Raw genomic sequence first — 26621 nt, 5'->3', positions numbered from 1 at the left:
GCGTCATGAAAAAGACAATCCTTGCCTTCAGCCGCGTCTCACCCGGCCTGCTTGAACCCTATAAAGATAAGTACAACGTCATCATCATGAGTCCCGAGCTTGGTGACATGGATGCCCAGTTTGAAGCCGCCATTTCCAGCGTGCACGGACTGATCGGCGGTAATCGTCGTCTGGGTGAAGCTGAGCTGGCTTCGGCTGAAAACCTTGAGATCATTTCGAGCATATCGGTTGGCTACGACAACTATGACCTCAGCTATCTCAATGGCCGCATGAGCATTTTGTACAGCGGCAATAGTCGTAAACCACATCTGGAACAAGAGCTCGGGGCGAGGTTCGTCTCGCAAGAAAAGCTTTTAATCGAGGCTGATTTTGTCTGTCCGGTCGTGCCATTGACGGACGGAACGAGAAACATCATCGGACGCAAAGAGCTAGCGTTGATGGGCGCGGAAAGTATCTTGATCAACGTTTCTCGTGGCCCTGTGGTTGATCAGGACGCACTCATTCAAGCGCTTGAAGAAAAGACGATACGAGCAGCTGGTTTAGATGTTTATGTGAAAGAGCCGCTAGCGAGTTCAAGGCTTTTCAAATTAAAGAACGTGGTCACCGTACCTCATATCGGCTCTGCGACAACCGATACGCGCAATGCAATGGCACAGCGTGCTCTGGAAAATTTGCTTATGGGTCTCGAAGGACGGCGACCGAGAGACCTCGTGAATGTCCACGGGCTAGGACACAGGTGGACGGAGTGACGACAAGGACGCTGGCAGTATGGCCGCCGTACTGGATGGAGCGCGGCTTATAGGTTGGGGCACCTACTCAAGCTCAATCCGACTCTAAACAAAACCGGCTTTTGGTCGATGCGCTCCGTTTCCTGTTGTCGCCGACGCGTGTCCTGATTTTTGGATGCTAGACGTTATTCTTTTTCAGGCTTTCGGGGCTGCCTGCGCATAGACCATCCATCACCAAGTTCATCAGTCTGTCGAGACGCGAGCGCCATTCGCTCTGGGGATCCATTTGCCATATTCCAGCGATGGCTAGAAAAAAGTCGTCGTTAGTAATCCCGCTACGAATCGTTCCGGCCTTTTCATTTGCCCTCAAAAGCGACTCTGCAGCTGCCTGGACTGGAGCGTATCCCGACTTCCCTGGGAACTCGTAAATAGACGCAGCTTGTTGTATCGCAGTAGCGAGTCCTGCCTTTGTCATTGCATATTCAGCGAGGCAGTCCATCCATTCTCGGAGGGCCTCCTTAGGTGGTTTTGTCGCGAGGAGCTGTTCCGCCAACGATGCCACCTGCTGCATCTCGAATTGATAAACCTCGAATACCAGCTTCTCTCTGGTGGCGAAGTGGCGATAGAACGTGCCCTGTCCCACCCCAGCCTTCTTCGCAATCGTGCTCAACGGAACCGCAGGATCGCTAGTCAGCTCCACCACCGCGACCTCCAGTATCCGTTCACGGTTTTTCTTGGCGTCAGAACGCATCACCAACTCGTCAGTCATGAGCAAAGTTTTCCTTCATTGCGTTGCCAAACGGACAATTGTCCGGTACTTTTCTGCAAGTGGACACTTGTCCGCTCAAGCATCGTTTCTGGAGTTTACTATGAACAGCACTGGCAACACGATTCTGGTTACTGGCGGCACCTCAGGCATTGGCCTCGGTCTGGCGCTTAGGCTTCACAAGGCGGGCAACAAAGTCATCATCGCGGGACGTCGCAAGGCTCTGCTCGACAAGATCGCGTCGGAGCATCCAGGTATTGAATCAGTATTGCTGGACGTCTCCGATCCACAATCCATCCAGCGCAGCAGCGAAGCGCTTGCGGTCAGCCACCCAAATCTGAACGTCCTCATAAACAATGCTGGCATCATGCATTGGGAGGATCTGACTGACCCGGAATACCTGAGCACCGCCGAAGATATCGTGACAACGAACTTACTTGGCACGATTCGCATGGTATATGCATTCACCCCCCAGCTGATCAAGCAGCCGAGTGCAACGATTGTGAATGTCAGTTCGGCGTTGGCATTCGTCCCGCTACCTGCGACACCGACATACAGCGCAACCAAAGCGGCAGTTCATTCGTTCACTCAAAGTCTTCGAGTGCAGCTAGAGGACTCGCCGGTCGAGGTTATCGAGCTTGCGCCGCCGGGTGTACGTACCACTTTGCTTGGACAGGAAAACGACGAACACGCCATGCCCTTGGACGAGTTTCTGGATGAAACCTTCGAACTGCTCGAGATCTCTCCGACCCCACGCGAACTTGTCGTCGAGCGCGCCAAGCCATTACGGTTTGCTGAAGCGAGCGGTTCACATCATGAGATATTGAAAATGCTTGCGGGATACAAACAGCCGGCAGAATGATGTCAACCGTGTGAGTAGCATCTGATGCCATCGCTGTAACCAGATGGCATCTGCTTGCCTGGACGCTCAGTCGCCTCTCGCTCAGCGTGCTTGAAGTTTTAACCAGATAAGTACGAAGTCGCCATGATGGATCTCGAGGTCGGTGCCACGGAAAATCAGTTTGAAGCTCTCATTCACAGCGCTCAAGGATTGATAGGCACCGCTTGTTGAGAAGACAAGCAATAGCTTGATTATTGTTCGTAGGTGAGGATGTTATTGAAATGAAAATCGGAATTATCGGCGCAGGCAACATTGGGGCGACTCTTGCCCGCAAGCTCGCTGCGTGCGGCCATGAAGTCAAACTGGCAAACTCGAAGAGTCCTCATACCCTTCAAAACCTTGCCAACGAAATCGGTGTAAGCGCGGTGACTAAAGAAGATGCTGTGTCCAACGTGGATGCCGTTATCCTCTCGATCCCCTTTGCAAAATACCCGGATCTCCGGCAAACGTTGAGTAATGTTCCCGAGAAGGTCGTCGTCATTGACACCTCCAATTACTATCCGGGGCGAGACGGGGCAATTAAAGAAGTAGATGACGGTAAGCCAGAAAGCGTTTGGGTAAGCGAGCAAATTGGACGCCCGGTCGTTAAGGCATGGAATGCCGTCCTCGCAGCGACTCTTGCCGAGCACGGCCAACCAGCCGACTCGTCCTCACGCATAGCCCTACCTGTAGCTGGTGGTGACATCAATGCTGAGGCAATCGTGCAGGATCTTGTAGAGGATACCGGCTTTACCGCGCTTGCCGCTGGAAGCCTTGAAGACTCATGGCGCCAGCAACCAGGCACACCTGCCTATTGCACCGAACTGAAGTTGCCAGAGTTGAAGTCGGCCTTGTGCGCGGCAGACAAGTTGAGGGCGCCTCAAAACCGGGATGCCCTGATGGCCAAGTTCATGATTCCCGGTGGCAATTTCACACACGAGGAAATTGTTGCCATGAATCGGGAACTAACAGCCTGACTATCGGGAGCCCCCTAACCTCCATCCACTAGCAGTCTGGAAGTACACTGAAGGCCACCCAGTTCCATCTTGGTTTTCTGTCAAAAATCGCCATTCGCGATCGCTCGCATATTGGCGGAGATTGGGGGCGACAATGGGGGCATAACGCACTTTTTTTGCCCTTAAACTACCGTTCTAGAGCCAAGTAAAAATGTTTTTTGGCGATCCGGAAAGCCTTTAACGGATCTCCACTGTATTAAAAGTCCTTCCCAAAGTGACTCACGGGCGGTGTTGAACTGTTTCAGTTGGCTTGCCATGCAGTGCATGCGATGGCATTAGCGGCAAAGGCAACCGCTGCCCCCCTCACAACTGATCACCTTCAAATACCTTTCGCTTCAGAAGCGATAAAGCCCCCCATTTCACTCTCGCCGCAGGAGAGTGTGGGGAGCAATGCCAAATGCCTTGCGAAAAGCGTGGCTGAAATGAGAGAAGTCGGAGAAGCCGAAATCCAGCGCCGCCTGAGAAATACTGCGAACTTGACCGCGCTCAATCGCGTCGCGGCTCGCGAGCAATCGCGCCTTCCAGATTTCCGCGACCGGCGATTTCTGATAACGGGCGAAAGCGCGCGTCACAGTGCGCGTGGAGACATGGTGAGCTTGAGCAATGCGCTCAAGCGACAGGTCCGCCTCGGTCAAATACTGGTGGATGTAATTCATGATCCGGCCATACAGGTCCAACTCGTCATGAGTCTGCTTTAAATCCTGGAGTTCCAGACTGACCACCAGAAGGTCGAGCAACGTGCTGGAGTAACGACTGGATATTCCCGTGTTATGGAAGCCTGAAGGCATACCTGCGGCTTGGCGTAACATCTCGCGTAACGGAATCACCCCTGGACGACGATCATCCAGAACCACAGCGGTGCAATCTGCTATGCCGGGCAACCGCTGGCTGAGCAGTTGTCGCGGAATGCGGACCAGGTGATTGTCCGTACCACCGAAGCTGAATCTAAACGGCTGGGATGCGTCATAAAGAAACAGATCGTCCGCCGTCAGCTTCGTCCGTCGGTCAGCCTGCTCCAGTTCGCCATAACCGCTCCTGGTAAAGCCCAACCACAAATCGTCATTAGGATCACTGCGTAGGTGCTGGGCGGACCGCTCCCAATAGTGCAAGGGTGCGGACAACGTGCAGATGTCCAATACGCCCATGCTATGCACCTCCAGCGCCCCGTCAAAATCGCTCTGCGCCAACAGTTTGCTGTCTGCATCCAGGCAGTGGTGACAAACCACCTCCTTCCAGTAATCGAACCGCAGGGGTGCCGTAACGGCAAGAGTTGAATACTGACATGTCTGGCTCATTGCATTCACCTCGCGGCGGCGGTTCAACAAAAAAGCTTGGTAACGTTTTTTGCGAGCCAAGCAATTAGCAGGCCATCCCCATAGCCTCATTCCCGCTGTCAGACACCTTGGAAGATAGCCGCCTGCGAACTCGGCTGGCGTTAAATGGGTAGATCCTTCCAACACTCCCCATGCCACTTCTCGGGGCGCCTCGCCCCCTTGTTTCACAAGCCCCGCACCATTGCTGCGCGCTGATATGCCAGCCTTTTTTACCTGTCCTTTTTAACCAAACGGTTGTCCATTCGAGCCAAGCACGTTTCATCTCCCCTGGATAATTTTCACTCCACGCCGTGTCCCTACAAGCACGAATGATGAGGTGTCTCATGCATCCACGAGAACAACAGCGACTGTCCGATTCATCCTGGTTTCTACAGAGATGGGACATGGCACCCGAAGAGTTTGCCACTTACCTACTACAGCTCGGGACCTTGGTGCTGCAACGCCGATGGAGTGGTACCCACCGCAAAACACCAACATCCACTGGGATGTAGAACAGAAAACCGTCCGTTTGAGACGGAAATAAAGGAGCCCCCATGGAATCTGCAATCGATAAACATCTCAAATGTCCCCGGACTTTGTCCCGTCGTGTTCACGACGATTACAAGCCGCCCTTCCCGATGTTTGTTGGGCGAGCTGACGAAAACGTGAAGCAAGTTGTGATGGCCTACCTCGGAGTGCAATTTCGCGACGAACAACGCGCCGCCGCCCTGCAGGCCATGCGCTACATTGACGCCAGCTTTGCCCTCGCCGATGGACCCGGCAATCACGACCTGACCTACCACCTCGACAATCAGGGTTATGGAAACTTCATCGCCGTGGGCTACTGGCGTGATCCCGCCGCCTATCACCGATGGTTACTTTCAGCGCCTGTAGCCGATTGGTGGGCTGACGAGGCACGCCTGAACGAGGGGCTGGGGTATTTCCGCGAGGTCATCGCACCGCGCGCCGATCAGTTCGAGACGCTGTATGCATTCAAGGAAGATTTGCCAGGTGTCGGTGCGGTCATGGACGGCATTAGTGGCGAGGTCGAAGAGCACGGCTACTGGGGCTCGGCACGCGACCGCTTTGCCATCTCACAGACCGATTGGATGCAACCGACCGGCGAACTACAAGTGATTTCCGGGGACCCGGCCAAGGGCGGCAAGGTCGTGATACGCGGTCACGACAACCTGACGCTGATCCGTTCTGGACAAGACTGGGTCGACGCCGGCGAGGAAGAGCGCGCGCTGTACTTCACCGAAATGCTACCCCCTCTACAAGACGGCATGAACTTCCTGCGTGACGAGGGTCAGGCGTTGGGCTGCTACAGCAATCGCTTCGTACGCAATGTCGACCTGGATGGCAATCTGCTCGACATCGCCTATGACATCGGTCACTGGCGATCGCTCGACAAACTGGAACGCTGGGCAGAATCCCATCCCACTCACTTGCGCATTTTCACTACGTTCTTTCGCGTGATCGGGGGACTTTCGAAGCTGCGGCTGTATCACGAGGTCTCGGTAGCGGACGGTAGCCAGCAACTGTTCGAGTACATCAACTGCCATCCGCAGACAGGGATGATGCGCGACGCGCAAGTGTCGCCCACCTGACTCCATCGCTGACTCCACTTTTAGCCCTGCGCGACGCCTGATTGGCGTTAGCGGGGCTCTTTTTGCCCGAAAAAAGGATCTTCGATCATGAAACAGTTCCGCTACCTGTCGCTTGCAGCCCTCCTCCCCAGCCTTTCCTCCCACGCGCTCGAGGTGGATCCTGGCGATTACGAGCCGCTCCCCGTTGGAGCGACCATCGGTGTGGTCTACTACCAGCACGCCACCACGGACAATGCCTACTCCCAGGGGCACAAGACCAGTTCCGATTTCAACCTGACTTCCGATGTCGGCATTCTGCGTCTGCTGCACGTCTACCAGTTGAGCGAGCGGCTGACCATCGAGCCACAATTCCTATTGCCCTTCGGTCATGTCTCAGGCGGTGGTGATGCTTCTGGTTTAGGCGACGCCAGCGGCATCGGCGACCTCATTCTTACAGCGCCGCTCAAGTACCGTCTCAACGACGCCAATGACACCCTCGGTGCGACCGCTTACTTGTACGTGCCTACTGGCGACTATGACAAAGACGACGCGCTCAACCTTGGCGAGAACCGTTGGAAGGTTGATCTCCAGGCCGCTTACGTCAAGCACTTCACGGACAAGTGGGCCATCGACCTCGTAGGTGATGCCATCTGGTACGCAGACAACGACGACTTCGGCGCCAGCTCTGCCCGTCGAGAGCAGGACGTTTCCTACGGCGCTCAGTTGATGGGGCGCTACATGCCCGACGAGACAACTGCACTGGCTATCGGCTTCGGCCACAGTTGGGGCGGGGAAAACCAGATCGATGGTGTCAACCAGGACGACAGGATGGAAACCACCAACGTCCGCTTCACGGCCAGAAAGTTTTTCACCGCCAAGGACCAAATCCAAGTGCAACTGGGACGCGACCTTTCGGTGGAGAACGGCTCCAAAGAGGACTTTCGCATGAACCTGCGCTACGTAAGGGTTTTCTAGACCCGCCCGCCTCTACCAACCGTTGTCCTTATCAACCAAGCGTGTGCCCAACGACGAATTCAACTTGGATCCGTCGCAAGACTTCGCATCCCGTACCAACCGTGCCAACGCGACAGTTGGCTAATGAGATGACCCTCACTCGAAACGGAGAAACCAAGCAATGACCGACCTGCAACCCTCCATGGAAAAACAACCCTCCCTCTATACCCGTCTGGGTGGCTATGACGCTATCTATCAGTTCGCAGGTGCCGTTCTGAGAAAAACAATGGGGCATCCCGCCATCGGACATATCTGGGCCCATATGTCGGAATCGACGTTCCAAAAGGAACACATCAATTTTGTCGATTTCCTTTCCGAGCACTGGGGTGGAAGCGCCAAATACAGGGGCAGAGACATGGTCACCGCGCACCGCGGGATGGGCCTGACCGAGGTGCACTGGCAAGCCGTGCTCGATTGTCTCGAAGCGTGCTACGACGATTACGGTCTGGCACCGGATCTGCGCAAGGAGGTCAATGACTTCCTCATCAAGTTCAAACCGGCGGTGATTGGGAGCCCCTCCTATCGCGACGTCGTACTCGCGCACCCGGAAATGGACCCAGCCAAGGGAATGAAGAGCGTTGGGGTTTTCTGGCCGAAACCCGGGAAGTCATCTAAGAAACAGACCACGCCTGAATCCGAAAACTGACACGCTCGTCAAAAACCTGAGCCACACCAATGGGGGCGCATCCATGGGGTGCCCTCCATGCTGCCGAGGCTCGCTCCGGCAGCCGACGGTTACGGTGGCGTGGCTAAAAAAAACACGGGCACCCGTGTCCCGCTCAACCAAGCGAATGTCCTCCTCAACCAAGCACCGCTCAATTTGCAGAGATAGCTTGATACCAGCCCCGGCCGCGACTTCGCCAATAGAGCACACCGTGCCCGGGCATCCCGAGATGACGTTTGAACAGACACTGCCACCCTACGGGTTGGCACAGGAAACAGGACACCCCATGGCCATCATCCGCCCGACTCTCGAACAAGTGCAGGATCTCGCCAGCCGCCTGCACATACAACTGACACCCGAGCAAGCCAGCGAATACCTGGCACTTATGCAACCCAGTTTTGATGCCTATGATCTCGTCGATGAGTTGCCAGACTTCATCCCTCCAGTGCGCTACGAGCGCAGTTCTGGTTATCGCCCTTCAAGCACGGATAATCCACTAAACGCCTGGTACTACAGAACTGAGGTGACAGGCGCCAGTTCGGGCAAGCTTGCTGGCAAGACGGTCGCGCTCAAAGACAATATCTCTCTGGCCGGTGTCCCCATGATGAACGGTGCCGCACCACTGGAGGGTTTCGTACCGTCGTTCGATGCCACCGTGGTGACGCGTTTGCTCGACGCTGGAGCAACGATTCTCGGCAAAGCCACTTGTGAACATTACTGCCTCTCCGGTGGTAGTCATACCTCAGACCCAGCGCCTGTGCACAACCCTTTTCGCCATGGTTTCACAACCGGCGGTTCGTCTTCCGGCAGCGCGGCGCTTGTGGCGTCGGGCGAGGTCGACCTGGCTATCGGTGGAGACCAAGGCGGCTCCATCCGCATTCCAGCAGCCTGGTGCGGCATTTATGGAATGAAGCCCACCTTCGGTCTGGTGCCCTATACCGGCGTCATGGCGATCGAAGCCACTTTCGACCATGTCGGCCCCATGACGAGCAACGTACGCGATAACGCTCTCATGCTGGAAGTGATGGCCGGAGCGGACGGGCTCGACCCTCGTCAGAGCGCCCCCAAGGTCGATGCTTATTGCGATTATTTGGAACGAGGCGTGATCGGACTCAGGATCGGGGTTCTCCAGGAAGGCTTCCAGCTCGCTAACCAAGATCCACGTATCGCAGAAAAGGTGCGCAGCGCTATCGCCCAGCTCGAGGTTTTGGGCGCGCTGGTCGAGGAGGTATCGGTTCCCGAACACAACCTGGCGGGATCGTTATGGAGCCCTATCGGCTGTGAAGGCCTGACCATGCAAATGATGCACGGTAATGGAGCGGGCTTTAACTGGAAGGGGCTTTACGACGTGGGCCTGCTGGACAAACAGGTCGGTTGGCGCGATCAGGCCAACGCATTGTCCCCGTCACTCAAGCTTTGCATGTTCGTGGGCCAGTTCGGTCTGGAGCGCTACAACGGCCGTTACTACGCCAAGGCCCAGAACATCGCGCGCTTTGCCCGAGACGCCTATGACAAGGCGTTGAACACCTATGACCTGCTAGTCATGCCGACTGTGCCAATCACCGCTCAGCCGCTGCCGGAACCGGGTTCTTCAATCACCGAGAACGTCACTCGTGCGTTGGAGATGCTTGGCAATACGGCCGCTCAAGACATTACGGGGCACCCAGCCATGTCGATCCCTTGTGGCCTGGTGGACGGACTGCCCGTGGGGCTGATGCTTGTCGGAAGACATTATGCGGAAGGCACCCTCTATCAAGCCGCGGCAGCATTCGAGGCCTCTGTCGACTGGCGGACATTGTAAACCTACGCATCGCATTGGCGAACAAACACCGGCAAGCAGCACTGAAAGTGAGTATCAACTTCAGAGGAGCCAATACATGAGCCATACGCACGAACATCATCACCATCACGACCACACCGAGCCACCCGAGGCCATCGCCTTGCGTGTCAAGGCGCTCGAATCCCTGTTAATAGAAAAGGGCTTGGTCGACCCAACCGCCATGGATGCTCTGGTGGACACTTACCAGCACAAGGTCGGCCCGCGCAACGGCGCTCAGGTGGTCTCCAAGGCCTGGTCCGATCCCGATTACAAACATCGGCTGCTGGAAGATGCCACTGCGGCCATTGCCGAACTGGGGTTTTCCGGCGTGCAGGGCGAAGACATGGTGGTGGTGGAGAACACCGCGACCGTGCACAACGTGACGGTCTGCACGCTGTGCTCCTGCTACCCCTGGCCGACCCTGGGCCTGCCCCCAGCCTGGTACAAATCCGCGCCCTATCGGTCACGGATAGTCATCGACCCGCGCAGCGTGCTGGCCGAATTCGGTTTGAGCATTCCCAATGACAAGGAAGTTCGCGTCTGGGACAGCAGTGCTGAGTTGCGCTACCTGGTTCTGCCGGAACGTCCGGCTGGTACTGACGGTTGGAGTGAGGAACGGCTGGTCGAGCTCGTGACGCGTGACGCCATGATCGGCACTGGCCTGCCCAAGACGCCGGGCGACGAAGCCTGACCCCGAGAAGGAGAAAACCATGAACGGTGTACACGACTTAGGCGGTATGCACGGTTTCGGCCCAGTGCTCACCGAAGAAAATGAACCCATCTTCCATCACGACTGGGAGCGCAGGGTCTTCCCGCTGTTTGCCTCGCTCTTCGTCGGCGGACACTTCAATGTCGACGAATTCCGACACGCCATTGAACGCATGGAACCGGCTGAATACTTGCAGTCGAGTTACTACGAACACTGGCTTCACGCCTTCGAGACCCTGCTGCTGGAAAAAGGCGTGATCAGCGCTGCCGAACTGCAAGGCACGGTCAAACCGACCTCACCGGCACAACCCCCTACGGTGCTCACACCGGACATCGTCGAGGCTGTGATCCTTGGAGGCGCCTCATCCAGGGCAAAGGAACATATCTGCGGCCGCTTCCGGGTCGGTGACCGGGTGCGGACGAAGAACCTCAATCCAACCACCCACACCCGACTGCCGCGCTACGCGCGCGGCAAGGTCGGGACAATCGAGATTGCACACGGCGCGTTTGCCACCCCAGACACAATGGCCCACGGTCTGGGCGAACAACCCCAACAGGTCTATGCCGTTCGCTTCAGTGCCACAGAATTGTGGGGAGTGGCGCGACCGGACAGTGTTTGCATTGACCTGTGGGACAACTATCTGGAGGCCGTATGAGCACGAGCATGCCTCTCATCCCCCCAGTAGCCGGTCTGTCTCTCGACGATGAAGGCCCGGTGTTCGACAAACCTTGGCAGGCCCAGGCTTTTTCCCTGCTGCTGCACCTGCACCAAACCGGTCTATTTCCCTGGAAGGACTGGGTGCAGGTATTCAGCGACGAGATCAAGGCGAGCCCGGCGCAACCCGGAGAAAGCGTCAACGACACTTACTACCGGCAATGGATCGCGGCCATGGAAAGAATGGTCACCACACTCGGTTTAGCAGGTATGGAAGACATCACCCAGCGCACCGAGGAATGGCAGCGAGCTTACTTGAATACCCCCCATGGACAACCGGTAACGCTGCTCAACGCGAGTTGCCCACCGGCCCATGGACACGGGCACGAACACCTGCCACGGCACGAGCCGGTAGCGATCAGCCGTGCCACAAGCTGAAGCCGGATTCGTCCTATTTTTACTTTTGAGGTCGCGAAGCGGCCAAGGGGCAATCATCATGCATATCGAACCTAATCTGGTGGAAGCTGGAAAAATCTGGCTGAGCTATGTCACTGCCGCAGGTGTCGGCGCCTATACACTCAAACTCGCTGCGCAAGCCATCGGTGAGCGTGGTGTCTTCTCGCTTCTCGCTCGCACTGTCACTGCCACGGCCCTGGTATTCAGCTTCTTCGAGCTACTACCGCACTATCCAGTCGGTGTTTCCGAGGTGCATCTTATCCTGGGGTCAACGCTGTTTCTGCTGCTTGGCGCCGCACCCGCAGCGGCGGGGCTCGCCCTGGGACTGCTGATCCAGGGTCTGTTCTTCGCTCCATTCGACCTGCCGCAATACGGCATGAACGTCACCACCCTTCTGGTACCGCTGTTCGCAGTCGCTGCCCTGGCGAAACGCATCATCGCGCCAAACACGCCGTATGTGGAGCTGAGCTATAGACAAGCTCTGGGGCTGTCGACGGCCTTCCAGGCGGGCATTGTCGCCTGGGTTGCCTTCTGGGCCTTCTACGGGCAAGGCTTCACAGCAGAAAACGCAATGTCAATTCTGACCTTCGGTAGTGCCTACATGACCGTCGTCACCCTCGAACCGCTGTTGGACCTGGCCGTGCTGGCCGGTGCCAAGGCTACCCATCGATTGCGTGGTAGCACGCTGGTCGAGCGCCGGCTGTACCAGGCCGCCTGAGTCGGCGTACGCCAGTCCAAGTCAGACTGTCCCCGGGCATTCGAAGACCGTAATGCTCGGGGCATCAAGAACAAGAACCGCCCCGAAACCTCGAGAGCAAAACCAGAGGTATTTGATGTTTTTCAGAAATAGCACCCGCAAGGAACTGAAGCTGCTCGGCGACAGGCTGGAACAACCCGACGGCGAGGGGGTATCCATAGCGGCGAAAGACTCGTTATTGCGGCGGGTACTGGATGGCATAGAACGCCTGCTCGCCGATCGCACGGCGCTCCGAGCCAGCGTGGTCGACCTTAATGCTGAACAGCAACGCCTCAAGCTTCAGCTTGGTGAATACGAAACGCAGCTGCAAGATCAAGAACAACTTTGGCAATTGGTGGCATGCGGGTCGGGTGATTTGCTCTGGAAATTGCAGCTCAATGGCAGCCTGCAGCCCTCCCGCGACGCAGTACTGCAATGGTTCGGCGACCTGCCCACCCAAGCGGACCTCCCCGTCTATCTAGGCCCCTGGAACGATTGCCTTCACCCTGATGACCGCCAGGCCAACCTGGATGCCCTGGCTCATCACCTTGCCGATCGCAACGGGCATGCTCCCTACCAGGTGGAGGTGCGCCTCGCGAGCCACTCGGGAGAATACCGCTGGGTGCAAATCTTTGGCGAAACGCTCCGTGACAAACGGGGCACGCCACAGGTCAGCGTCGGTATTTTGCGTGACATCCACAAGCAGCGCCTGCGAGACGAAGAATTCGCGATGCTTTCAGCCCGCTTCGATATTTCCCGCGAATGCATTCAGGACGCACTCTGGGACATCAATATCATCGCAGGCGATCCAGCCAACCCGCACAACGTCATCTGGTTCTCGTCACAGATGCGTCGCCTGCTCGGCTACGAAACCATCGAACAGTTTCCCAATGTATTCGAAAGCTGGTTGTCTCGCCTGCATCCCGAAGACAGCCAGCGTGCCGTGCAGGCTTTTGTCGAACATGTCGCCGATCGCTCCGGCCAAACACCCTTCGATGTAACCTACCGCCTCAGGCACCGCAACGACGAGTATCGTTGGTTCAGAGGCAAAGGTCAGACCCAGCGAAGCACCGACGGCACTCCCTTACGTACAGTGGGGGCGATCACAGACGTGCACTCCTTCCGCGAGGAAAGCCAATTGCGCCAGACTCAGGAACGTCAGCATCAAGCGATGCAGGAAAACCTCGCCCAGCTGACGCAGATAGTCGCCACCATCCAAAGCATCGCCAAACAGACCAATCTCCTGGCACTGAACGCGGCCATAGAGGCGGCCAGAGCCGGTGAGGCCGGAAGGGGCTTCGCTGTAGTCGCCGACGAGGTCCGCAAGCTGGCCACCCGTACCAGCCAGGCGACCCAACAGGCGGCCGACATGATGGAGAAGTACTGAGTTCAAGCTACTCGGTGCGAATGGGGTAAAAATGGGGGTATAACTCGCCTTTCTTGAGCTGAATCCACCGGCCTAGAGCCAGTCAAAATGTTCTTCGGGGATCCGGAAAGCCTGTAACAGAACTCCACCGAGTTTCGAAAAACGTTCAATACGACTGCACCGCAACGCGGTCCTATTTACACAGGTGTTGAGTGGCCTTGACAGCTTCAGTCATTGAAACAGTCATGGCGCACTCAACAACGGATTACGCTCTCGACCTCGCAAAATCCTAGGCTAGAGCTCTGATTTCTTCAGACTAAAACCTGTGTGGCATCACACTCTCCACTCCGCTTTAAGATCAGACCAATTCGGCTAAAGACGCAGGATTGAAGCCCTTCAGCTCCGCGTAATCGCCATTTTCCACCTTCGCTACCCAATCCTTGTCACTCAGCAGAACACGCCCTACGGCGATCAGATCAAACTCTTCGCGCTCCATGCGCTCGACCAGGCGGTCCAAGCTTGCAGGGGCTGAGCCCTGGCCGGCGAAGGCGTTAGTGACATCGTTATCCAGCCCGACCGAGCCGACGCTAATGGTTGTGGCTCCAGTGACTTTCTTCGCCCAGCCCGCGCAGTTCAGCCCGTTCTCACCATCAATTTCGGGAAACTCAGGGTCCCAGAAGCGTCGCTGCGAGCAATGCAGAACATCAACACCCGCTTCAACCAATGGCAGCAACCAGTCTTCCATCAGTGCTGGGGTCTCGGCGAGACGCACCCCGAAGTCCTGCTGCTTCCATTGACTGACGCGCATGATGATAGGGAATTCGGGGCCGACCGCATGACGAACGGCAGACACGATCTCAGCGGCAAAGCGCGAGCGCTCTTTGATCGTCGGCCCGCCATAACGATCGGTACGCTGATTGGTGCCGGCCCAGAAGAACTGATCGATCAAATAACCATGAGCCCCATGGATCTCGACGGTGTCGAAACCCAGTCGTTTGGCATCCGCCGCGGCCTTGGCGAACGCAGCAATTGCGTCTGCAATATCCTCTTCGCTCATTGCCACACCGCGCGGGACATTTGGCGAGTCGAGGCCAGATGGGCTTTCAACCGGCGCATCAGGCTCCCAGCCGCTGACGTCACGCACGGCACCGGTGTGCCAGAGTTGCGGCCCCATGCGGCCACCCGCGTTGTGAACAGAATCAATCACGTTCTTCCATCCAGCCAGCGCTGCTTCACCGTGGAAAAAAGGAATGCCGGAACCGTTACGTGAAGCGGGACGATCAACGACGGTCCCTTCTGACAAGATCAACCCGACCCGCCCCTCGGCCCGCCGCCGGTAGTAGGCAGCACTCCCTTCACCGGGGATGCCCTCTGGCGAAAATTGTCTGGTCATCGGCGACATGACAATCCGGTTTTTCAGTTCAAGCGAGCGGATGGAAAAAGGGCGGAATAAAATGCTGGTATCAGGGTTTGACATTGGATGGACTCCGTTTGCTTTAGGAAGCCATATAAGTATATTTTGTAAACCAGATGTCAATTAGGCACTTAGAGTCGCCTAGGTATACATGAGGAAACTTCGATGCTGGAATTAAAGCCGCAATGTTTTTCGTCGGAGTGCCCAAGCCGGGCGCTGTTCGACCAGATCGCAGATAAGTGGTCAATGATGGTACTGGCGGTGCTGGATGATGGCCCGCACCGCTTTAATGCCATCAAGCGTCGCCTGGAGGGCGTCACTCAGAAGGCACTGACACAGTGCTTGCGGCGGCTGGAACGAAATGGCCTCGTCTCGCGCAAGGTCATTTCGTTCTCGCCCGTGGCAGTGCAGTATGAGATCACCCAACTGGGTCGAACACTGCAGCAGCCATTTCGCGAATTGCATAAATGGACACTCGACAAATTGCCCGAGGTTGAAGCGGCCCGCTTGAAGTTTGACGAGACTGCTGAGGTAAACCTGCAAATGCCACATTAAGTGCCTGTTTGACCCTAGGCTTACCTGCAACCGCCTGATGAAGTTAGTTGCTGTTCAAGCGATCGCAGAAGCCACACTGCCAGGTATTAGGCGAGCGGAATATTCGTCACAATAACGATATAGGGTAATTAATAAAGATCCGATTTTCATCAAATTCGTTGGTGCTGAAGTCCCTGCGAATACTCGAGTTTCGCCATCTAACGCTGAGATTTTTCAGCGCGCCGCTTTGCACGGTGTAGGCCAGTTCGGTTTCACGGCCCCATTCCTTGCCGTCATCGACAGTGGCGGTGTGCACATTGTCGCCGCTGATATAGCGGTTCATCAGGGTCAAGCCCGGCACGCCGACGGCGGCGAAGTTGAAGTCATGGCGCACTTGCCAGGATTTTTCCTTGGCGTTGTCGTAGCTGGAGTTGTAGCTGTCGTTGGCCAGGGTGCCGCCGCTGGTGCCGTTGACGCGCATCCAGGCATCGTCGCCGCTGACTTTCTGCAGGCCGACGTAGAAGGTGTTGCCACCGTATTTGGCCGAGAGCAGGGCGAACGCGGTCTTGTTGTCCAGGTCGCCGGCCAGGGCGCTGCCGTCTTCCTTGCCGATGAAGTAGCCGAGGTTGGCGCCCAGGGTCCAGTCGCCGATGGGCTGGCTGTGGGTCAGGTTGAAGTATTGTTGCTGGTAGATGTCGGACAGTTCCGAATACCAGACGCCGACCTGGGTGCGCTTTTCGTTGAAGGCGTATTCGCCGCCGCCGAAGTTGAAACGGTCGGAGGTGAACGCGCCGCGGCCGTTCATCGACATGTCTTCCATGCTCGCGTCGTTGCGCGGGCTGTTGGCGCGGAACTGACCACCGTACAGGGTCAGGCCGCTGATCTCGGTGGAGGTGACCTGGCCGCCACGGAAGGTTTGTGGCAGGGAACGACCGTCGTCGGAGCGCAGGATCGGCAGCACCGGCATCCACTCACCGACCTTCAGCTCGGTTTTCGACACCTTGGCCTTGAGGGCCACGCCCAGGCGACCGAAATCGTCGGCCGGGCGACCGTCATCGTGCACTGGCAGCAATTGTGTACCCGCCGTGCCGCGACCACCGTCGAGCTTGAGCGAGTATGTGCCCAGCACATCCACGCCGAAACCGACCGTGCCCTGGGTGAAACCGGACTTGGCGTCGAGGATGAAGCTCTGGGTCCATTCCTCGGCTTTGCCTTGGGCGGCGTTCGGGTTGGTGAAGTTACGATTGATGTAAGCGTTGCGCAAATTGAGGGTGGCCTTGGCGCCATCAACAAAGCCGCTATTCTGATCGGCTTGAACAGCCGCTGACGAACCCGCGCAGACCGCAAGAGTCAGACTGATCAGAGATTGATGTGCAGGCACGCTGCGGGAAATAACAGGGTAGCGCATGATATTTTCTCACAATGAATTATTATTGTTTTGTGGCAGCTTTTAGTTCGTAATTAAATCTACGCACAGGCAGTTTGAAGAGCTAACTACCGAGCGACTGCAGGATCACTTATATGTCTTGCAACAGCCCTCTATTGAGAAACTTACAATTGCTTAATATCGTCTTATGCAAAACCCGAGCGTGCGCAGGCGCGAGCCTGACTCAATGCCGGTAATGGCACGCTCGTGGGGAATAGCGTAAGAACAACGACTGAAAGTTAAAACGTACTCGAACGCTCGGCGATCAACCCGCACTCCCCGGCGTTTTGCAACGTGTGTATTCCAATTGATAAAGCGTGGTTTCCGGTCCCATCGATTGCCCTTCCAACAGCCGTTGCAGCTCCGCCACAAAAGACTCGCCGGCGACACGAACGTAGTCGGGCGCACAACCTTCGATCATGACGATCCAGGCTGGTATTTGGGTCCCTTCGGCGCGGGCCTTTTTCTCTGCGGTTTCAACCTTGCTCACGGCCTCATCAGCCACACACAAATGCACGCCCGTAATACCCTGTTTATCCGCGAGGGGAGGAAGCACGCGTTGACGCAATGCGTCTGACACCGATTTATGCCGCCCTTCGACGACATCGAAACGGACCGTTAACAAATACGCGCCCTGCCCCACACCGCTGGTGTAAGTGACCTCGCAAATGGATCGCGCGACGTTGCGATAGGACTGCACCGACTGTTGGGTCCATGCCGTCGGACTGTTGAGACGCGACAAATAATCCTGCCCGCCCAACACCTGCACAGTGTCGGCCTCATAGAGGTTGAAATAGGTCGGCCCTGCATCCAGAGCGAGGTATCGGCGCCCCCGCAAAAAGCCCGGAATTCCGGCTCGCTCAGGCATATGCTCACGGTTATGCCACTCATAGAACTCATCCCGCGCTTCGGGCAAAAGATCATGCCAGATCGCGACTACACCTGTTCCTGCAAAGCTCATAGCGTTTTCCTCTAGCGATAGTCAGTCAACATTGGGATGGCGACCGGCGCCCCATGCAGCGCCCATTTCAGCCACGTAAGGAACCACGGTCTGAAATTGCTCACCCAGCCCTTGGCCACCGACACGCATGGTGTCACCCGCCTTGAGAAATACCGGTGGTTTCTGCCCGAGCCCTACACCGGGTGGCGTACCGGTAATGATGACGTCACCCGGCATTAGCGGCATGAAGCGACTGAGGTACGCGACAATATGGGCAACGCTGAAAATCATCGTACGGGTATTGCCGGTCTGGAGACGTTTGCCGTTCACGTCGAGCCAGAGGTCAAGTGCCTGCGGATCAGCAATTTCGTCGCGAGTGACCAGCCAAGGTCCCAGTGGTGCAAACGAAAAACCGCTTTTCCCCTTGGTCCACTGACCTTCGTACTCAAGCTGATAAGCCCGCTCGGAAACATCATTGGCCAGGCAATAACCGGCAATGTGATTCAATGCCTGCGACTCATCGATCTGCCAGGCAGGCGTACCGATGACGATGGCCAATTCGACTTCCCAATCAAGCTTCTGGGCACCCGTTGGTAAAATCACCGGGTCATTGGGGCCGCTGATGGACGCGGTGTGTTTGTTGAAGACCACCGGCTGGCTCGGGATAGGTGTATCCGTTTCGGCCGCGTGATCGGAGTAGTTCAGGCCGATGCAAATCAGGTTCGGTACGTTGCCTACGCATGGACCAAGACGTGTGCCAGGCGCCACCACTGGCAGCTTTTCAACGTCAACAGCCCGCAGTTTTTCAAGCACTGTGGGGCTCAGGGCCGATGCATCGATGTCATCGACAATGCCCGAGAGGTCTCGAACGACTCCTTGCGAATCCAAGATTCCGGGCTGTTCCTGCCCCGGTAAACCAAAACGAACTAAGCGCATTTGTTACTCCTCCAGCGTTGAGAAATGGACAGACAATGAGCCGGCTTCGCCGAACTCAACATGCAGTGGCTGATTGACGGGCACATCGAGAACACCTGCATAGGACCCGGTGATAATCACCTGCCCAGCTTGCAGCCCTATCCCTTGTGTAGACAGAAAATTGGCCAGCCATACGATCGGCAACAACGGATCTCCGTCCGGATGGCGGCCCTTGATATTCACAAGCTCTGCCGTTGCATCGCTCAGGGTGATATCCAGTTCAGAGGGCATGCTGGCAGGATTCGACAGCGTGATTGGCGCCCCGAGTACCAGGCCGTGATTGAATAGACCGTCCGCGAGCAGGTGCTCGAACGGCAGTGTGTGTGGATCGGTGTAACGGCAGTCGATCACTTCCAATGCCACGTGCACGGCGCAGATCGCTGCAGCGATCTGCTCAGCGGTATAAGGCTCCGCACGTGCCGGCAAATCATGGGCCAGGACGCAGGCCAATTCAGGCTCGATGCGCGCCTTATCGGCGTCAGCGGCCATTCGGTAACGTTCGCCTTTTACGATGCTGTCGCTGTAGATCGGGGCCACGATCCACTTGCCAGCCGGGGGTAATGCACACTTCCACCCCCCCACGGTTTTTCCAGCCAACGGCCCCACATGCTGCTGAATGGCAAAACCTTGTGCGAGGCTGCTTGGCAGGTTCGGGCCTGGCAAGGCTGCCAGCCGAACCCCCTCCAGCCGTGCACGGACCAGAGCGGCAGCGGCGACTTCCAACCCTGACCCCGCCTCGGTCCATGCAGGTGCGAGCTGGCTCATACGGTCTCCGTATGCACGCTGTTCTGGCGCGGCCAAACCGTCCCCAACTTGTTGGCGGCATCTTCCAGCAGGGCATGCAATTGGTCATAACGTTCAGGCTGCATGCGCAAGACCGGGCCGGCGATACTCATCGTCCCGACCACAGTGCCAGACGGAACCAGCTTGACCGGTACGGCAATCGCCCAGACACCCGCCTCGGCTTCCTCAATGACCAAGCCATACCCGCGCTTGCGGGTCAGCGCCAGCTCGGCCAACAGGCCTTCGATGCTGTTGATCGCTTTCGGCCCCTGCCCCATCCCGGCGTCAGCTTTTCCCAGTCCGCTACGCAGCGCATGCTCAATGGCCAGTTCATCCGGCATTGAGGCCAGCCAGGCTTTGCCATTGGCGGTGGCGTAGAGATTGATCGGCTTATCCATGGCCGGCGAATACATAAGCCCTGGCGCGGCGCCTTGGGCCGAAGACAGCCAGGACAAGGTGCCCTCGTTGACCACCGTCAGGCGCACCAACTCTTGGCACTGAACAGCCACTTGCTCAAGGATCGGCTGGACCAACTCAGGTAAGCCAATCCCATGTAAATAGCGCTGCCCCAGCAGTGCCAGCTTGAGAGTCAATCGGTATTGCGAGGTGGCTTCATCCTGTTCTGCCCACCCTTGCTCGACTAACTGAGCAAGCACTCGATGAGCAGGTCCCTTTTCCAAGCTCAGCTCGGCTGCGATATCGGACATCCGCATCCAGCGAGCTTCACGCGCCAGCAGCTCAATAGCTTCCAGGCAACGGTCAACAGCACCTTTGACGACTCTCATATTTTTCTCGACTTATCTTTGACAATGAGGTGAATGTGAGCAACATTGTTCGTACTGGAACGACGTTCCAATAGTATGCAGGCGTCACCCGATAAGTCAAACCTGCTTGTACCTGGTTGGCCTTATCGAGACAGGGCTAGCCATGCAACCGGGTCTCCAGAAAGTGGGAGACGCCTGTCGGATATAAAAAACGGACCCTTCGGATTCGGCTCTTTATCAATAGACGTGCACCCGTGTTTGTTCAATCGTTGCGGGAGAACACCCAATGCAGCTCACCCACCGGCCTTACCTACAGCAGCCCGCGGGCAGCAAGATTGTGCATCATCGCTCGCAAGCCGAAAGTCCAGGGCGCAGCCTCATGGCTGTAGGTGACTGTGTTGCGCAACGTGCCCAGCAACGGGCTCCCAATGCTGACCTCATCACCCTGCTTATGCGTGAAGCCACTTCCCGGTGCCTCACGATCCTGGGTAGGCGCAAACAGTGTTCCGAGAAAAAGCATGAAGCCATCAGGGTACTGGTGATCGCCGCCGACCGTCTGGGCCACGAGATCCAACGGATCACGGCTGATCAACGCCATGGAACTGCTGCCTTCGAGGATGAAGCCGTCGTCGCCCTGAACCTGCAAATCCACGACGCAGTTGCGCACGTCGTCGAGGGTAAACGTTTCATCGAACAGACGAATAAATGGGCCGATCGCACAGGACGCATTGTTGTCCTTGGCCTTGCTCAGCAGCAGTGCGCTGCGGCCTTCGAAATCACGCAAATTGACGTCATTGCCCAAGGTGACGCCATGCACTTGGCCTCGGCTGTTCGCCGCCAGCACAATTTCCGGCTCTGGGTTGTTCCATTCAGACTTGTGATGGATGCCGATTTCGCTGCCACTGCCCACGGCGGCCAGAACCGGTGCCTTCGTGAAAATCTCCGCGTCCGGGCCGATACCGACCTCCAGGTATTGCGACCACATGCCTTGCTTGATCAGCACAGCCTTAAGGCGCATCGCTGCTGGCGAGCCCGGCTTGATTGCCCGCAAGTTATCGCCGATGGCTTCTTGCACCAAGCGGCGAACACTTTCCGCTTTTGCAGCATCGCCTCGGGCCTGCTCCTCGATTACCCGCTCAATCATGCTGGAAGCGAACGTCACCCCGGCTGCCTTGATGACTTGCAAATCTGCTGGGGGCAACAGCGATGCCTTGCCGGGATCAACATGGTTGCCAGTGTTTCCAAGCAATTCCTCGACAGTCCCGACGTACCTGCCAGACGCCTGACGAACCGCCAACAACGGCGAGGTGTGTTCCAACAGTTCGCTCATTGTCGAAAAGACTTCAGAAAGATCAAACACACCGTCATCGCGCAGCACCACTGGCGAGGGGCCTGCAACCGCACCCGGGATCCAGGCACGGCCGATCAGTGTTCCGGCCAAGCCATCCACTGGCAGGGTGTTTTCGCGCGTCAGTTTCAAGTTCGCCATAGAGCTTCCAGATCAGTCGGCCATCAGAGCCGTAAAACTAATGGACCGCTCCCGTAAATCCCAATGAAAGAAACTCACTAATCAATGCTGTTTCGTTATCGACAGACAAGGCCTTATCCGATGGAAAACGATCAAATTAATTTTGCCAGTGTCTCCCGCTGGCTGAAGATCAAACATTTGGTACTGGTCAATAGCCTGGCCAAGACCCGCAATATGCACACCACCGCAGAACACATGAATGTTACGCAACCGGCCATCAGTAAATTGCTTCGCGACCTGGAAGTTCTCCTGGGTTTCCCACTGTTTGAACGTCAAACCCGCAGCCTGGTGCTTACTGAACTAGGAGAGTTCGTAGCCCGTTATGCACGTATTACCTTGGAAGACACGGAGTCGTTCGTCGACCAGGTCAACAAACTGCGAAAAGGCGGGCATGGTCATTTAAAAGTCGGCACCATTTTCGCCGCGACATCAGTGGTACTGCCTGAAGCGATTGCCAGCATCAAACGGGAGCGCCCCCTGCTTTCTATCGAGGTGATCGAACAAACCAGCAACCACTTGCTGGAAATGCTCGAACAAAAAAAACTCGATTTGATCATCGCACGCTTCACGGATGAGGCTTATCAGCCTTTCGAATTTACCTCGCTGGGACCTGAACCCTTTTGTCTCGTCGCGAACAGCACACATCCTCTGTGCCAACTTGAAGAGGTCCCCATCGAAGCACTCAGCGAATGGCCATGGGTCATGTATCCCTTTAATACGCCGATCCGACAACGCATGGAGCGCGCTTTCGCGATGTTCAGGATTGCCCCGCCAACCAACACGGTGGAGACAATATCGATGCAAACCTTCCTGCAGTTGCTGCAGTCTGGGCCAATGCTCGCCATGCTCCCCGAGTCCATGGTCCAGTCGCAACTGCAAAATGGGCAGCTTCAAATTCTCAATACGCCCTTCAAAGTCGAATCTCAGGACTACGGGGTTATCACTCGCAAGGATGAGCCCCTGTCAGAGCCAACGCGGATGTTTGTTGCGACCTTATTAGAGTTCGCCAGACTGCGGCAAACGGCTTCAGAGAAGAGGCACTGCAGCGATCCAAGCAAAGGTCGATGAGGCAAAGTTATCGAGCAATCGAAAGCTCTCATTAGGCAGCCATTTCTATGAATCCTATAGTGCCGGCACAAAAGTGCGGCGCCATGAGTGACCGCGCACCACCCAGCAGCCCGTGAGGATGCGATGGAACTGATCATGAAAACCGGCGCAGCAGCTGTGCTGCGTTTGAACCCGCTGGACGATGTGCTGATCGCACGCCGACCGCTACTCGCTGGCGAAATCCTAGAGCAGGAAGGCATGACTGTCCGGCAAGCGATTGTGGCGGGCCATAAAGTGGCCTCCCGGCGTATCGAGGCAGGTCAACCGGTAAGGCGCTATGGGCAAATCATTGGTTTTGCGGTTGTCGATATAGAAGCAGGCGAGCATGTCCATGTGCACAACCTGGCCATGGGGGAATTCACTCGCGACTATGCTTTCAGCGTCGATGCCAAGCCCAACGTCAAGCCAAGTGAAGCCCCGTCGTTCATGGGTATCGTGCGCCCGGACGGACGCGTCGCGACGCGCAACTACATCGGCATTCTTACATCAGTGAATTGCTCTGCCACAGTCGCGCGGGCCATCGCAGACCATTTTCGTCGGGACATCAATCCCGCCGCACTGCAAGCGTATCCAAACGTCGACGGTGTTGTTGCTCTGACGCATTCCGCCGGCTGCGCCGTTGACCCTGCGGGCGACGGTTTGAGCATGTTGCGCCGGACATTGGCCGGATACGCGACCCACACCAACTTTGCCGCCGTGCTGGTGATCGGGTTGGGCTGCGAGACGAACCAAATCGACTCGTTACTCACGACGCAGGGACTGACCCGTAGTAATACCCTGCGCACATTCAACATCCAGGACAGTGGCGGTACATCCAAGGCCATCGCCAGTGGCATCGACCACGTGAAGCAATTGCTTGGCGAGGCCAATCAGATTCAACGTGAATCGGTTAGCGCTCGCCATCTGACCGTTGGGCTGCAGTGTGGTGGCTCGGATGGCTACTCCGGTATTACTGCCAACCCAGCGCTGGGCAATGCAGTCGATCGCCTGGTCGCCTGCGGCGGTACCGCGATTCTTTCCGAAACCCCTGAAATATACGGTGCCGAACACTTGCTGACACGGCGGGCTGTGAGCCGTGAAGTCGGCGAAAAACTGATCGCTCGAATTCATTGGTGGGAACGCTACTGCGAGCGTATGGGGGCCGAGTTGAACAATAACCCCTCTGCCGGCAACAAGGCCGGTGGCTTGACCACCATTCTGGAAAAGTCCCTGGGGGCTGTGGCAAAGGCCGGTTCGAGCAACCTGATGGATGTCTACGAATATGCCCAGGCCGTCACGGCCAACGGGCTGGTTTTCATGGACACCCCTGGCTATGACCCGGTCTCCGCAACCGGCCAGGTCGCTGGCGGTGCCAACCTGATTGCGTTTACCACCGGTCGCGGGTCGGCCTATGGCTGTGCCCCTGCCCCATCAATCAAGCTGGCGACTAATAGCGCCTTATGGGCTCGTCAACGAGAAGACATGGACATCAACTGCGGCGAAATAGCCGAAGACACGCTGACCATCGAAGCGTGCGGTGCAGCGATCTTTGAAACCATGCTGCGCATTGCCTCGGGCGAACGCAGCATGAGCGAACAACACGGATACGGACAAAATGAGTTCGTGCCTTGGCAGATCGGCGCCGTCACCTGATTTTCAGTCCTGGAAGCGCCTTGCCCAGCTATCTCTGCACATTCAACCTGGAGACAACCATGTCCTTCATTACCGGCCAGAATTTTATCGGCGGTCGGCGCAGTGCCGCCGGCAGTATTATCGTCAAGAGTGTCGATGCCAGCACGGGGGAAACCTTACCCTATGCCTTCCACCAGGCGACTGCGCAAGAAATCGAGGACGCGGCTCATGCCGCCTACAATGCTTTTTCCAGCTACCGCAGCCTGAGCGCAGGCAGACGGGCTGAGTTTCTCGATGCCATTGCCCAAGAGCTGGATGCTTTGGACGATGGGTTTATTGCCCTGGTTTGCCGTGAAACAGCATTGCCTGCAGCTCGTATCCAAGGCGAACGCGCACGCACCAGTGGCCAAATGCGCCTCTTTGCAAACGTACTGCGGCGTGGTGACTTCTATGGCGCTCGCATCGACCAAGCGTTACCACTTCGCAAGCCGTTGCCACGGCCTGACCTTCGCCAGTACCGCACCGCAATCGGTCCGGTTGCTGTATTTGGTGCCAGTAATTTCCCGTTGGCTTTCTCCACGGCTGGCGGCGATACCGCCTCCGCGCTCGCGGCTGGCTGTCCGGTGATATTCAAAGCCCACAGCGGCCACATGGCGACTGCGGAACAGGTCGCCAACGCAATTATCCGGGCGGCTGAGCGCAGCGGCATGCCCGCCGGTGTCTTCAACATGATCTATGGCAGTGGCGTAGGCGAAGCCTTGGTAAAACACCCGCTCATCAAGGGCGTTGGTTTTACCGGCTCGCTCAAGGGTGGTCGAGCATTATGCGACATGGCCGCTGCTCGCCCCGAGCCCATTCCAGTCTTCGCTGAGATGTCGAGCATCAACCCGGTGGTGATCCTGCCTCAAGCGCTCTCGCGTCGGGCCGATAGTATCGCTCACGATCTTGCCGCCTCGGTGGTTCAAGGTTGTGGGCAGTTTTGCACCAATCCCGGGCTGGTGATTGGCATTCGCTCGGATGCATTCAGTGCCTTTCAGGATAGAGTGGCGGCATTGATAAGCGACCAACCGGCACAGACAATGCTCAACGCAGGCACCCTGCGTAGCTACGCTTCTGGGTTGCAGAACCTGCACGCGCACCCAGGCATCGCGCATCTGGCTGGCAGCAACCAACAGGGGCACCAGGCCCAGCCACAATTATTCAAAGCCGACGTAGAGTTGCTGCTAAAAGGCGACAAGGTCCTTCAAGAAGAAATCTTCGGCCCCACGTCAATCTTCATCGAGGTCACTGACCAGGCGCAGCTCAACGCGGCCATCAATGCCCTTCACGGACAATTGACCGCAACCTTGATTGGTGAGCCTGAAGACCTTACGCAATTCGTAGAGTTGACTGCTTCGTTGGAGATGAAGGTTGGCCGCATCCTTATCAATGGCTACCCAACCGGTGTCGAGGTCTGCGATTCAATGGTGCACGGCGGTCCTTATCCAGCGACTTCCGATAGTCGTGGCACCTCGGTCGGGACCTTGGCCATCGACCGCTTCCTCAGACCCGTCTGCTTCCAGAACTACCCCGATGCATTGCTTCCCGATGCTCTAAAGAACGCGAATCCGTTGAACATTTCGAGGCTCGTCGACGGTTCTCTCTCGAGAGATAGTTTGTAGGTTGGCAAACGTGCAGGCGGTATGTAGACGGATTGATTGAGGCGCGCGGGCTAGCGCGCCTCAAGGCCACCCTGCTTCTCTTACACCCTATTCGCTCAATTGCACGAGCGGGCTTTAGCGTGCTCGCTTGGCTTGGCGAGGATGTCCTCAACACTTCACAAATGACCT

General features: G+C 56.8%; 25 protein-coding genes. 16 read left to right on the top strand and 9 right to left on the bottom strand.

The window, feature by feature from the left end; genetic code table 11:
* The first annotated feature begins 5 nt into the window (after positions 1-5).
* Positions 6-749, top strand: a complete 744-nt coding sequence (locus J9870_RS14210) for an NAD(P)-dependent oxidoreductase (RefSeq protein ID WP_210645026.1) — start codon at positions 6-8, stop codon at positions 747-749.
* A 157-nt stretch (positions 750-906) separates the two neighbouring features.
* Here J9870_RS14210 and J9870_RS14205 read toward each other — a convergent pair whose 3' ends face one another.
* Positions 907-1497, bottom strand: a complete 591-nt coding sequence (locus J9870_RS14205; RefSeq protein ID WP_210645024.1) for a TetR/AcrR family transcriptional regulator — start codon at positions 1495-1497, stop codon at positions 907-909.
* Positions 1498-1597: 100 nt separating this feature from the next.
* Between J9870_RS14205 and J9870_RS14200 the strand changes: the two genes are divergently transcribed.
* Together J9870_RS14200 and J9870_RS14195 are read left to right on the top strand one after the other, a co-directional pair.
* Positions 1598-2356 (top strand): SDR family oxidoreductase, encoded by a 759-nt coding sequence (locus J9870_RS14200; RefSeq protein WP_210645022.1) that lies wholly within the window; start codon positions 1598-1600, stop codon positions 2354-2356.
* A 260-nt stretch (positions 2357-2616) separates the two neighbouring features.
* On the top strand, positions 2617-3351 hold the full coding sequence (locus J9870_RS14195; RefSeq protein ID WP_210645021.1) for an NAD(P)-binding domain-containing protein: 735 nt from the start codon (positions 2617-2619) through the stop codon (positions 3349-3351).
* A 398-nt stretch (positions 3352-3749) separates the two neighbouring features.
* Here J9870_RS14195 and J9870_RS14190 read toward each other — a convergent pair whose 3' ends face one another.
* A complete protein-coding gene (locus J9870_RS14190) occupies positions 3750-4685 on the bottom strand; it encodes a helix-turn-helix domain-containing protein (protein WP_210645019.1) in 936 nt (311 codons plus the stop codon).
* A gap of 572 nt (positions 4686-5257) precedes the next feature.
* On the opposite strand from J9870_RS14190, the gene J9870_RS14185 reads away from it, so the two are divergent.
* From J9870_RS14185 to J9870_RS14145, 9 genes are all read left to right on the top strand, one after another.
* On the top strand, positions 5258-6313 hold the full coding sequence (locus J9870_RS14185) for a phenylacetaldoxime dehydratase family protein (protein WP_210645017.1): 1056 nt from the start codon (positions 5258-5260) through the stop codon (positions 6311-6313).
* Between the two features lie 87 nt (positions 6314-6400).
* Positions 6401-7267: a transporter gene (locus J9870_RS14180; RefSeq protein ID WP_210645015.1), complete on the top strand. Its 867-nt coding sequence runs from the start codon at positions 6401-6403 to the stop codon at positions 7265-7267.
* Positions 7268-7427: 160 nt separating this feature from the next.
* Positions 7428-7952 carry a group 1 truncated hemoglobin gene (locus J9870_RS14175; protein WP_210645013.1) on the top strand — a complete coding sequence of 175 codons (525 nt, stop codon included), beginning with the start codon at positions 7428-7430 and terminating at the stop codon, positions 7950-7952.
* A 304-nt stretch (positions 7953-8256) separates the two neighbouring features.
* The gene (locus J9870_RS14170) at positions 8257-9771 is read left to right on the top strand and encodes an amidase (RefSeq protein ID WP_210645011.1); all 1515 of its coding nucleotides are present in this window, start codon (positions 8257-8259) and stop codon (positions 9769-9771) included.
* A gap of 76 nt (positions 9772-9847) precedes the next feature.
* A complete protein-coding gene (gene nthA / locus J9870_RS14165; RefSeq protein ID WP_210645009.1) occupies positions 9848-10480 on the top strand; it encodes a nitrile hydratase subunit alpha in 633 nt (210 codons plus the stop codon).
* Positions 10481-10499: 19 nt separating this feature from the next.
* Positions 10500-11153 (top strand): nitrile hydratase subunit beta, encoded by a 654-nt coding sequence (nthB, locus tag J9870_RS14160; RefSeq protein ID WP_135845573.1) that lies wholly within the window; start codon positions 10500-10502, stop codon positions 11151-11153.
* 8 nt (positions 11154-11161) lie between these two features.
* Positions 11162-11590 (top strand): nitrile hydratase accessory protein, encoded by a 429-nt coding sequence (locus tag J9870_RS14155; protein WP_246883126.1) that lies wholly within the window; start codon positions 11162-11164, stop codon positions 11588-11590.
* A 58-nt stretch (positions 11591-11648) separates the two neighbouring features.
* The gene (locus J9870_RS14150) at positions 11649-12326 is read left to right on the top strand and encodes an energy-coupling factor ABC transporter permease (protein WP_210645004.1); all 678 of its coding nucleotides are present in this window, start codon (positions 11649-11651) and stop codon (positions 12324-12326) included.
* Positions 12327-12438: 112 nt separating this feature from the next.
* On the top strand, positions 12439-13731 hold the full coding sequence (locus tag J9870_RS14145; protein ID WP_210645002.1) for a PAS domain-containing protein: 1293 nt from the start codon (positions 12439-12441) through the stop codon (positions 13729-13731).
* Positions 13732-14068: 337 nt separating this feature from the next.
* Here J9870_RS14145 and J9870_RS14140 read toward each other — a convergent pair whose 3' ends face one another.
* Positions 14069-15187 carry an NADH:flavin oxidoreductase gene (locus J9870_RS14140; protein ID WP_210645000.1) on the bottom strand — a complete coding sequence of 373 codons (1119 nt, stop codon included), beginning with the start codon at positions 15185-15187 and terminating at the stop codon, positions 14069-14071.
* 102 nt (positions 15188-15289) lie between these two features.
* On the opposite strand from J9870_RS14140, the gene J9870_RS14135 reads away from it, so the two are divergent.
* Positions 15290-15679, top strand: a complete 390-nt coding sequence (locus J9870_RS14135; RefSeq protein WP_135845578.1) for a helix-turn-helix domain-containing protein — start codon at positions 15290-15292, stop codon at positions 15677-15679.
* Between the two features lie 106 nt (positions 15680-15785).
* On the opposite strand, the gene J9870_RS14130 is transcribed toward J9870_RS14135, so the two are convergent.
* The 6 genes from J9870_RS14130 to J9870_RS14105 form a co-directional block, all read right to left on the bottom strand.
* Positions 15786-17066, bottom strand: coding sequence for an OprD family porin (locus J9870_RS14130; protein ID WP_210644998.1), 1281 nt, complete (start codon positions 17064-17066; stop codon positions 15786-15788).
* 283 nt (positions 17067-17349) lie between these two features.
* Positions 17350-18045, bottom strand: a complete 696-nt coding sequence (locus J9870_RS14125) for a DUF4286 family protein (protein WP_210644995.1) — start codon at positions 18043-18045, stop codon at positions 17350-17352.
* A gap of 21 nt (positions 18046-18066) precedes the next feature.
* Positions 18067-18960 (bottom strand): fumarylacetoacetate hydrolase family protein, encoded by an 894-nt coding sequence (locus J9870_RS14120; RefSeq protein WP_210644993.1) that lies wholly within the window; start codon positions 18958-18960, stop codon positions 18067-18069.
* A gap of 3 nt (positions 18961-18963) precedes the next feature.
* Positions 18964-19764 carry a fumarylacetoacetate hydrolase family protein gene (locus J9870_RS14115; protein ID WP_210644989.1) on the bottom strand — a complete coding sequence of 267 codons (801 nt, stop codon included), beginning with the start codon at positions 19762-19764 and terminating at the stop codon, positions 18964-18966.
* A complete protein-coding gene (locus J9870_RS14110) occupies positions 19761-20567 on the bottom strand; it encodes an IclR family transcriptional regulator (protein ID WP_210644987.1) in 807 nt (268 codons plus the stop codon). The genes J9870_RS14115 and J9870_RS14110 overlap by 4 nt, the downstream gene beginning before the upstream one ends.
* A 289-nt stretch (positions 20568-20856) precedes the next feature.
* Positions 20857-22035: a fumarylacetoacetate hydrolase family protein gene (locus J9870_RS14105; protein ID WP_210644986.1), complete on the bottom strand. Its 1179-nt coding sequence runs from the start codon at positions 22033-22035 to the stop codon at positions 20857-20859.
* 120 nt (positions 22036-22155) lie between these two features.
* Between J9870_RS14105 and J9870_RS14100 the strand changes: the two genes are divergently transcribed.
* The 3 genes from J9870_RS14100 to J9870_RS14090 all read left to right on the top strand — a co-directional run bounded on the left by J9870_RS14100 (position 22156) and on the right by J9870_RS14090 (position 26453).
* Positions 22156-23142 (top strand): LysR family transcriptional regulator, encoded by a 987-nt coding sequence (locus J9870_RS14100; RefSeq protein ID WP_210644984.1) that lies wholly within the window; start codon positions 22156-22158, stop codon positions 23140-23142.
* A 123-nt stretch (positions 23143-23265) separates the two neighbouring features.
* On the top strand, positions 23266-24813 hold the full coding sequence (locus tag J9870_RS14095) for an altronate dehydratase family protein (protein ID WP_210644982.1): 1548 nt from the start codon (positions 23266-23268) through the stop codon (positions 24811-24813).
* 59 nt (positions 24814-24872) lie between these two features.
* Positions 24873-26453, top strand: a complete 1581-nt coding sequence (locus J9870_RS14090; RefSeq protein WP_210644979.1) for an aldehyde dehydrogenase (NADP(+)) — start codon at positions 24873-24875, stop codon at positions 26451-26453.
* Positions 26454-26621: the final 168 nt, after the last annotated feature.

Origin of the sequence: Pseudomonas sp. Tri1 (assembly GCF_017968885.1) — a bacterium.
GTDB lineage: Bacteria > Pseudomonadota > Gammaproteobacteria > Pseudomonadales > Pseudomonadaceae > Aquipseudomonas.
This window is presented reverse-complemented; position numbering and strand designations above follow the sequence as displayed.

Coding starts and splice junctions, on each gene's coding strand:
- J9870_RS14210 (WP_210645026.1), top strand. CDS start 6: ATGAAAAAGACAATCCTTGCCTTCAGCCGCGTCTCACCCGGCCTGCTT.
- J9870_RS14205 (WP_210645024.1), bottom strand. CDS start 1,497: ATGACTGACGAGTTGGTGATGCGTTCTGACGCCAAGAAAAACCGTGAA.
- J9870_RS14200 (WP_210645022.1), top strand. CDS start 1,598: ATGAACAGCACTGGCAACACGATTCTGGTTACTGGCGGCACCTCAGGC.
- J9870_RS14195 (WP_210645021.1), top strand. CDS start 2,617: ATGAAAATCGGAATTATCGGCGCAGGCAACATTGGGGCGACTCTTGCC.
- J9870_RS14190 (WP_210645019.1), bottom strand. CDS start 4,685: ATGAGCCAGACATGTCAGTATTCAACTCTTGCCGTTACGGCACCCCTG.
- J9870_RS14185 (WP_210645017.1), top strand. CDS start 5,258: ATGGAATCTGCAATCGATAAACATCTCAAATGTCCCCGGACTTTGTCC.
- J9870_RS14180 (WP_210645015.1), top strand. CDS start 6,401: ATGAAACAGTTCCGCTACCTGTCGCTTGCAGCCCTCCTCCCCAGCCTT.
- J9870_RS14175 (WP_210645013.1), top strand. CDS start 7,428: ATGACCGACCTGCAACCCTCCATGGAAAAACAACCCTCCCTCTATACC.
- J9870_RS14170 (WP_210645011.1), top strand. CDS start 8,257: ATGGCCATCATCCGCCCGACTCTCGAACAAGTGCAGGATCTCGCCAGC.
- nthA (WP_210645009.1), top strand. CDS start 9,848: ATGAGCCATACGCACGAACATCATCACCATCACGACCACACCGAGCCA.
- nthB (WP_135845573.1), top strand. CDS start 10,500: ATGAACGGTGTACACGACTTAGGCGGTATGCACGGTTTCGGCCCAGTG.
- J9870_RS14155 (WP_246883126.1), top strand. CDS start 11,162: ATGCCTCTCATCCCCCCAGTAGCCGGTCTGTCTCTCGACGATGAAGGC.
- J9870_RS14150 (WP_210645004.1), top strand. CDS start 11,649: ATGCATATCGAACCTAATCTGGTGGAAGCTGGAAAAATCTGGCTGAGC.
- J9870_RS14140 (WP_210645000.1), bottom strand. CDS start 15,187: ATGTCAAACCCTGATACCAGCATTTTATTCCGCCCTTTTTCCATCCGC.
- J9870_RS14135 (WP_135845578.1), top strand. CDS start 15,290: ATGCTGGAATTAAAGCCGCAATGTTTTTCGTCGGAGTGCCCAAGCCGG.
- J9870_RS14130 (WP_210644998.1), bottom strand. CDS start 17,066: ATGCGCTACCCTGTTATTTCCCGCAGCGTGCCTGCACATCAATCTCTG.
- J9870_RS14125 (WP_210644995.1), bottom strand. CDS start 18,045: ATGAGCTTTGCAGGAACAGGTGTAGTCGCGATCTGGCATGATCTTTTG.
- J9870_RS14120 (WP_210644993.1), bottom strand. CDS start 18,960: ATGCGCTTAGTTCGTTTTGGTTTACCGGGGCAGGAACAGCCCGGAATC.
- J9870_RS14115 (WP_210644989.1), bottom strand. CDS start 19,764: ATGAGCCAGCTCGCACCTGCATGGACCGAGGCGGGGTCAGGGTTGGAA.
- J9870_RS14110 (WP_210644987.1), bottom strand. CDS start 20,567: ATGAGAGTCGTCAAAGGTGCTGTTGACCGTTGCCTGGAAGCTATTGAG.
- J9870_RS14105 (WP_210644986.1), bottom strand. CDS start 22,035: ATGGCGAACTTGAAACTGACGCGCGAAAACACCCTGCCAGTGGATGGC.
- J9870_RS14100 (WP_210644984.1), top strand. CDS start 22,156: ATGGAAAACGATCAAATTAATTTTGCCAGTGTCTCCCGCTGGCTGAAG.
- J9870_RS14095 (WP_210644982.1), top strand. CDS start 23,266: ATGGAACTGATCATGAAAACCGGCGCAGCAGCTGTGCTGCGTTTGAAC.
- J9870_RS14090 (WP_210644979.1), top strand. CDS start 24,873: ATGTCCTTCATTACCGGCCAGAATTTTATCGGCGGTCGGCGCAGTGCC.